Genomic DNA, 6,200 nt, shown 5'->3' with positions numbered 1-6,200 from the left:
GATCATCCGTTTTGCCTGACGACCATAGCGGTCTGGAACCACCTGATCCCATCCCGAACTCAGACGTGAAACAGACCAGCGCCGATGGTAGTGTGGTTCGCCCATGTGAGAGTAGGTCATCGTCAGGCTCTTAATACCAAAGCCCCCGACAGCGTTGCTGCCGGGGGTTTTTTCATTTCAGGCCCGGGAGAAGTGATATACTGCCTCCCATCAACCACATCCAAGTTTCTGACGGGAGCCCTTCGATGGCGGCAAGCGATCATCTGGTCATTTTCGATACCACTCTCCGGGATGGCGAGCAAAGCCCCGGCGCCACCATGAACAAGAACGAAAAGCTTCGTATTGCCAAAGTGCTGGAAAAGCTCCGGGTGGATGTGATCGAAGCGGGTTTCGCGGTTGCCAGCCAGGGTGACTTCGAGGCGGTCAAGGCCATTGCCGAATCCATCAAGGATTCCACCGTTTGCAGCCTTGCCCGTGCCCTCGATAAAGACATTGATCGGGCAGCAGAGGCTATCCGCCCTGCGGCCAGTGGCCGTATCCACACCTTTATCGCAACCTCGCCTATCCACATGCAGCACAAACTGCAAATGCAGCCAGACGAAGTGGTAGAGCAAGCGGTGCGGGCAGTAAAGCGTGCCCGTAGCCATGTGGATGATGTGGAGTTCTCCTGCGAAGACGCCGGCCGTTCCGAGTTGGACTTCCTGTGTCGCATTATCGAAGCGGCCATCGATGCCGGTGCAACCACCATCAACATTCCGGACACCGTGGGCTATGCCATTCCGGAACAGTTTGGTGAAACCATTCGCCAGTTGCTCAACCGTATTCCTAACGCCGATAAAGCCATTTTCTCGGTGCACTGCCATAACGACCTGGGGCTTGCCGTAGCCAACTCCCTGGCAGCGGTCAGCAGCGGTGCACGCCAGGTTGAGTGCACCATCAACGGCCTGGGCGAGCGTGCCGGTAACGCCTCGCTCGAAGAAATCGTGATGGCGGTACGTACCCGGCAGGATCTGTTCCATATCGACACCCGGATCGATACCCAGCACATTGTCCCGGCGTCTCGCCTGGTATCCACCATTACCGGTTTCCCGGTTCAGCCGAACAAGGCAATTGTGGGTGCCAATGCCTTTGCCCATGAGTCCGGTATTCACCAGGACGGCGTGCTCAAGCATCGCGAGACCTACGAGATCATGCGTGCCCAGGACGTAGGCTGGCACACCAACAGCCTGGTGCTGGGTAAGCATTCGGGCCGTAATGCTTTCCGTACCCGCTTGCTTGAGCTGGGTATCCAGTTCGAGACCGAAACCGAACTGAACGAAGCGTTCACCCGGTTCAAGGCGCTGGCCGACCTCAAGCACGAAATCTTCGATGAAGATCTTCAGGCAATTGCCAGCGACACCAAGCAGAAAGAAGAGATCGGTCGCTACGGACTGGTATGCATGCAGGTTTGCTCCGAGACCGGCGTAGTGCCCAAGGCAAAGCTTACCCTTACCGTAGATGGCGATGAACACACGGTCGAGGCGGAAGGTAGCGGCCCCGTGGATGCCACCTTCAAGGCGATCGAGTCCCTGGTGGATTCTGGCTGTAACCTGCAGCTGTATTCGGTCAACAACATTACCAGCGGTACCGATGCCCAGGGGGAGGTCACCGTGCGCCTTGAGCGGGGTGGTCGAATCGTTAATGGTGTGGGTTCCGATACCGATATCATTATCGCCTCTGCCAAGGCCTACATCGAAGCCCTGAACCTCATTGCCGCAGGCGGTATCCGGCAGCATCCCCAGGTGGCGGATGTCTGAATCGGGTATGAGTGCGCTATTCAGGTCCATCGGAGACTGATGTGATTCAGACCGAAGCCGAGCGCCAGTTCTATCTGGGCATGTCGGGCATACGCATGTGGTATGCCCGCGATCCCCTTCCCGGTGCTGCGCCAAGTCCGGATTACGATTTCGGGGTGCAGGAGCCGGAAGCGGTTGCTGTGCCTGAAGTCCCGGTTATGCCGGCTGCTCCGCGTGCACGACGTGCTGACCCGGAGCAGGCTTCCCGTAACCGGGACAAGATTGCCCGCCTGCAGAGCTTGATGGAGCCGTCAGCGAAGGCCCCGGCGAGTGTGGGCGCCGAGTCGCCTGTCAGCCCGGCTGAGGTGTCAGCGCCCGGGGTAGAGGCTATCGAGCCTGAACCTGTGCCAGCAGAGCCGGTCACGGTCGCTGAGGATGTGCCACGGCTTAATCTGAAGGCCTGGACCGGGCGGCGGGTTACCCTGATTGCCGAATTGTCTGAAGACTCCAGTCTGGCGCTGCAGGAAACCCTCGCCCGGAATATTCTTCGTAGCCTTGGTGAGGATGCCTGTAAGGCTTCTGATTCCTTGCACTGGCCCTTGTTCAATAACCTCAAGGTGAGCCTCAACGGCGCTGAACACCTTGCTGTGGCCCTTGAAGCGCTGTTCGGAGGCCTGTCCGGGCAGAAGGTGGTTGTCCTGGGTAAGGCGGGTGACTGGTATAGCCAGGCGCTGGGGCGGGAGCCGGAGGTTGTTTTCGAGACGTCCCTGGCCACCCTTGCCACCGATCCGGAGCGCAAGCGCCAGTTGTGGCACCTGATCAAGCCCCTGAAAGCCTGAGTACTGCCGTGGGTAAACCATCAGTCCTTCTTCGCCCTGACAGCGCAGTGATACGAACACTGGCGTCAGAAGACATGGCACAGGTGATGGAGCTGGAACGCCTCGGGCATTCGCACCCATGGTCAGAAGGTATTTTCCGGGACTGCTTCAAAGACGGCTACCGGCTCTGGGCCCTGGAGCAGGATCACCGGGTTCTGGGGTTTGCCGTGATCAACTACCTGTTCGATGAAGCCCATTTGCTGAATATTTGTGTTCATCCGCAATTGCGCGGTCAGGGTGCCGGGCGCCAGTTACTGCAGCACGCGCTGGCAGAATCCGTCAAAGACGGCATGGTCTGCATGATCCTGGAAGTGCGGGACAGCAACCGGGCGGCGATAGAGCTCTATGCCGGTGAAGGTTTCAGGGAAATAGGCCGCCGGCGAGGCTACTATCCCGACGGCCCCGGCCGTGAAGATGCCCGAGTCATGGCTTTACGGTTCACCTGAGCCCACTCTGGCCCGTATAATAGCTCGCTTTTCAACCATACCATTCAGGTTTCCGATTTCTATGTCTAACCTTTCCCAGGAAGTGGCCAAGCGCCGCACCTTCGCGATTATCTCGCACCCGGACGCCGGTAAAACCACCATTACCGAGAAAGTCCTGCTGTTCGGACAGGCTCTCCAGAAAGCAGGTACCGTCAAGGGCAAAAAATCCGGCCAGCATGCCAAGTCTGACTGGATGGAGATGGAGAAGGAGCGGGGCATCTCGGTAACCACCTCGGTGATGCAGTTTCCCTACGGTGGCAAGCTGGTGAACCTGCTGGACACCCCGGGCCACGAAGACTTCTCTGAGGACACTTACCGGACGTTGACCGCCGTAGACTCCTGCCTGATGGTTATCGACAGTGCCAAGGGCGTAGAGGAGCGGACCATCAAGCTGATGGAAGTTACCCGGCTGCGTGATACGCCTATCCTCACGTTCATGAACAAGCTGGACCGGGATACCCGGGATCCGATCGAGCTGATGGACGAGGTAGAAGACGTTCTGAAAATCGCTTGTGCGCCCATCACCTGGCCGATCGGCATGGGCAAAGGCTTCAAGGGCGTTTACCACCTGCTGCGTGACGAGGTGATTCTGTACCAGTCCGGCCAGGGCCACACGATTCAGGAAAAGCGCACTATCAAAGGGTTGGATAGTCCGGAGCTGGATGAGGCCATCGGAAGCTATGCCAGTGACCTGCGGGACGAGATCGAACTGGTGAAAGGTGCTTCCCACGAGTTCGACCAGGAGGCATTCCTGGCCGGTGAACTGACTCCGGTCTTTTTCGGTACGGCGCTGGGTAACTTTGGTGTGGACCACATGCTGGACGGCCTGGTGGAGTGGGCACCGACCCCGCAACCCCGTGAGACCGATCAGAGAGTGGTTCAGCCCACGGAAGACGGTTTCTCCGGCTTCGTGTTCAAGATCCAGGCCAACATGGACCCGCAGCATCGCGATCGCATTGCCTTCGTTCGCATTGTTTCCGGCAGCTACAATCAGGGTATGAAAGCCCGCCATGTACGCATCGGTAAGGATGTAAGGTTCTCCGATGCGCTGACGTTTATGGCCGGCGACCGGGAGCATGCCGAAGAAGCCTTTGCCGGCGATATCATCGGCCTGCACAACCACGGTACGATCCAGCTGGGTGATACCTTCACCGCCGGCGAAGACATGAAGTTTACCGGCATTCCGAACTTTGCGCCGGAACTGTTCCGTCGGATTCGCCTGAAGGATCCGCTCAAGGCCAAGCAGCTGCAGAAAGGTTTGATCCAGCTGTCGGAGGAGGGCGCCGTGCAGGTGTTCCGGCCGATGCGTAACAACGACCTGATCGTTGGGGCCGTTGGTGTGCTGCAGTTTGATGTGGTGGTAGCCCGCCTGAAGAGCGAGTACAAGGTTGAGGCTATTTACGAACCGATTAATGTGGCGACAGCCCGGTGGGTGACCTGCTCTGACGACCGCAAACTGGACGAGTTCCAGCGCAAGAACCAGGACAACGTGGCTCTGGACGGCGCCGACCGCCTTGCCTATATCGCGCCGACCATGGTGAACCTGAACCTGGCCCAGGAGCGGTACCCGGACGTCGAGTTCCACAAAACCCGGGAGCATTGAGCCAATCGCTCCCGAAGCTGAGGTGACCATGAGGCTGGTAGATGCCCATTGCCATTTCGACTTTCCGCGTTTCGACGGGGTTCGGGAGCAGGAGCTGGCCGCAGCCGCAAAGGGCGGGGTCAGGGCCCTGGTGGTGCCGGGGGTGCGCAGGGCCGATTGGGATCGTGTCCAGGCACTGGCGAACCCGGCGCGCGGGATCTGGTATTGCCTGGGTATTCATCCGTGGTTTGTGGAAGAACACACAGAGGCTGACCTCGAGCTGCTCGGGCAACGGTTGGGCAGTCACCCCGATGGCTGTATTGGCGTGGGTGAATGTGGGCTGGATGGCCTGAAGGGTAGCTTTGAAGAACAGCTGCCCTGGTTTCGTGCCCAGATACAGCTGGCCGCTCGGCACGACTATCCCCTGGTGATCCACTCGGTGAAAGCCCACGACCAGGTCCATGCGGCCCTGCGGGCTGAGCGATGGCAGGGCAGGGCGCTGGTGCACGGGTTCTCCGGCAGTTACCAGCAGGCCAGTAAGTTGGTGGACCTGGGGTGTTATATCGGCGTCGGGGGTGTGATTACCCACGACCGGGCCCGGAAAACCCGGGATGCCATAGCCCGGCTGCCGGCAGAAGCCCTGGTGCTGGAAACCGACGCGCCGGATATGGCGCCGGCCGGCGTTGAGAAAGGAATGAATAGCCCGGCTTGCCTGCCGGCGATACTGGATTGCCTGGCCCGGTTGCGGGGGCAGGATGCGGAGGCCCTGGCAGAAGTGTTGCTGGCGAATGTGAGTCGCCTTTACGGGCGGTCGGAAAGCGTCCTGGCTCCATCGGGATAGGGGTTTAACGAAACACCGAGAGGCAGGGTTGGCATTCCTGATGGGTTCGAGTATACTTCGCGCCCTGGCTTTTCAAGGCGATGTCACTATCTCAGCCCCGAATGGTGTCAACGTCAACATACAGGTATGAACCTCCTCCGGATGCCTTGCATTTACCGGTGGTGGTTTTTAACGTTTCTTATATAGCGTTCAAGGCGGAATCAATGAAGACTCTGAGTGCGAAACCAGAAACAGTAAAACGTGACTGGTACGTTGTAGACGCAGCCGGCAAGACGCTGGGTCGTCTGTCAACCGAAATCGCCCTTCGTCTGCGGGGCAAGCATAAGCCTGAGTATACCCCTCACGTGGACACTGGCGACTACATCATTGTTATCAATGCCAGCCAGGTGAAGGTTACCGGCAAAAAGGCATCAGCAAAGATGTATTACAGCCATACCGGCTTTCCGGGTGGAATCAAATCCATCAACTTCGAGAAGCTGGTTGACAAGGCTCCCGAGCAAATCATTCAGAAGGCCGTAAAAGGCATGCTTCCGAAAGGCCCGCTCGGCCGTGCCATGTTCAAGAAGCTGAAAGTGTACGCAGGCGCTGAGCATGCTCATGCCGCCCAGCAGCCCAAAGAACTCGACATCTAACGGAAGG

Annotated in this window: 6 protein-coding genes and 1 rRNA gene; all 7 read left to right on the top strand. The window is 58.6% G+C overall.

Annotation, left to right across the window (positions count from 1 at the left end):
- Positions 1-14: 14 nt before the first annotated feature.
- Positions 15-128: ribosomal RNA gene (gene rrf, locus H3Z84_RS10920) — 5S ribosomal RNA — on the top strand.
- A 117-nt stretch (positions 129-245) separates the two neighbouring features.
- A complete protein-coding gene (locus tag H3Z84_RS10915; RefSeq protein WP_199457471.1) occupies positions 246-1,796 on the top strand; it encodes a 2-isopropylmalate synthase in 1,551 nt (516 codons plus the stop codon).
- 41 nt (positions 1,797-1,837) lie between these two features.
- A complete protein-coding gene (locus tag H3Z84_RS10910) occupies positions 1,838-2,614 on the top strand; it encodes a hypothetical protein (protein ID WP_199457470.1) in 777 nt (258 codons plus the stop codon).
- Between the two features lie 47 nt (positions 2,615-2,661).
- Positions 2,662-3,099 carry a ribosomal protein S18-alanine N-acetyltransferase gene (rimI, locus tag H3Z84_RS10905; protein WP_232900904.1) on the top strand — a complete coding sequence of 146 codons (438 nt, stop codon included), beginning with the start codon at positions 2,662-2,664 and terminating at the stop codon, positions 3,097-3,099.
- A gap of 61 nt (positions 3,100-3,160) precedes the next feature.
- Positions 3,161-4,741: a peptide chain release factor 3 gene (gene prfC / locus H3Z84_RS10900; protein WP_199457469.1), complete on the top strand. Its 1,581-nt coding sequence runs from the start codon at positions 3,161-3,163 to the stop codon at positions 4,739-4,741.
- A gap of 28 nt (positions 4,742-4,769) precedes the next feature.
- A complete protein-coding gene (locus H3Z84_RS10895) occupies positions 4,770-5,561 on the top strand; it encodes a TatD family hydrolase (protein WP_199457468.1) in 792 nt (263 codons plus the stop codon).
- A 203-nt stretch (positions 5,562-5,764) separates the two neighbouring features.
- A complete protein-coding gene (gene rplM / locus H3Z84_RS10890; RefSeq protein WP_022988664.1) occupies positions 5,765-6,193 on the top strand; it encodes a 50S ribosomal protein L13 in 429 nt (142 codons plus the stop codon).
- The last annotated feature ends 7 nt before the right edge of the window (positions 6,194-6,200 follow it).

The sequence above is a fragment of the Marinobacter sp. bablab_jr003 genome, from assembly GCF_016464245.1.
Lineage (GTDB): Bacteria > Pseudomonadota > Gammaproteobacteria > Pseudomonadales > Oleiphilaceae > Marinobacter > Marinobacter vinifirmus.
Note: the sequence above shows the minus strand (reverse complement) of the source record. Positions and strands in the feature narration are given on the sequence as shown.

Excerpts from the sequence above, each read along its gene's own strand:
- prfC (WP_199457469.1), top strand. The coding sequence starts at position 3,161 with ATGTCTAACCTTTCCCAGGAAGTGGCCAAGCGCCGCACCTTCGCGATT.
- H3Z84_RS10895 (WP_199457468.1), top strand. The coding sequence starts at position 4,770 with ATGAGGCTGGTAGATGCCCATTGCCATTTCGACTTTCCGCGTTTCGAC.
- H3Z84_RS10915 (WP_199457471.1), top strand. The coding sequence starts at position 246 with ATGGCGGCAAGCGATCATCTGGTCATTTTCGATACCACTCTCCGGGAT.
- rplM (WP_022988664.1), top strand. The coding sequence starts at position 5,765 with ATGAAGACTCTGAGTGCGAAACCAGAAACAGTAAAACGTGACTGGTAC.